At 66.1% G+C, this 1155-nt stretch carries 1 protein-coding gene; it reads right to left on the bottom strand.

Features of this window, described 5'->3' with window-relative positions:
• Positions 1-3 precede the first annotated feature (3 nt).
• Positions 4-1155, bottom strand: a 1152-nt coding sequence (gene tuf, locus EZ216_RS21205) for an elongation factor Tu (protein ID WP_135251801.1), incomplete at its 5' end; no start/stop codon positions are given.

Here is a 1155-nt window from a genome sequence, read left to right as displayed (position 1 = left end):
GCCTTATTCCATGATCTTGGCGACGACGCCGGCGCCCACGGTCTTGCCGCCTTCGCGGATGGCGAAGCGCAGGCCTTCTTCCATGGCGATCGGGGCGATCAGCTTGACGGTGATCGTCACGTTGTCGCCGGGCATCACCATCTCCTTGTCCTTGGGCAGCTCGATGGCGCCCGTCACGTCCGTCGTGCGGAAGTAGAACTGGGGACGGTAGTTGTTGAAGAACGGCGTGTGGCGGCCGCCCTCGTCCTTGCTCAGCACGTACACCTCGGCGGTGAAGTGCGTGTGCGGCTTGATCGAGCCGGGCTTGCACAGCACCTGGCCGCGCTCGACTTCCTCGCGCTTCGTGCCGCGCAGCAGGATGCCCACGTTGTCGCCGGCCTGGCCCTGGTCCAGCAGCTTGCGGAACATCTCCACGCCCGTGCAGGTCGTCTTGAGCGTCGGCTTGATGCCCACGATCTCGATTTCCTCGCCGACCTTCACGATGCCGCGCTCCACGCGGCCGGTCACCACCGTGCCGCGGCCGGAGATGGAGAACACGTCTTCCACCGGCATCAGGAACGCACCGTCCACCGCGCGCTCGGGCGTGGGGATGTAGCTGTCCAGCGCTTCGGCCAGCTTCATGATGGCGCCTTCGCCCAGGTCGCCCTTGTCGCCTTCCATGGCCAGCTTGGCCGAGCCCTTGACGATGGGGGTGTCGTCGCCGGGGAAGTCGTACTTGGACAGCAGCTCGCGCACTTCCATCTCGACGAGCTCCAGCAGCTCGGCGTCATCCACCATGTCGCACTTGTTCATGAACACGATGATGTAGGGCACGCCCACCTGGCGGGCCAGCAGGATGTGCTCGCGCGTCTGGGGCATCGGGCCGTCCGCGGCCGACACCACCAGGATGGCGCCGTCCATCTGGGCGGCGCCGGTGATCATGTTCTTGACGTAGTCGGCGTGGCCCGGGCAGTCCACGTGCGCATAGTGGCGGTTGGCCGTCTCGTATTCCACGTGCGCCGTGTTGATCGTGATGCCGCGCGCCTTCTCTTCCGGGGCCGCGTCGATCTGGTCGTAGGCCTTGGCTTCGCCGCCGAACTTGGTGGACAGCACCGTCGTGATGGCCGCCGTCAGCGTCGTCTTGCCGTGGTCCACGTGGCCGATCGTGCCAACGTT

The sequence above is a fragment of the Ramlibacter humi genome, from assembly GCF_004681975.1.
In the GTDB taxonomy this organism is placed as follows: Bacteria; Pseudomonadota; Gammaproteobacteria; order Burkholderiales; family Burkholderiaceae_C; genus Ramlibacter; species Ramlibacter humi.
This window is presented reverse-complemented; position numbering and strand designations above follow the sequence as displayed.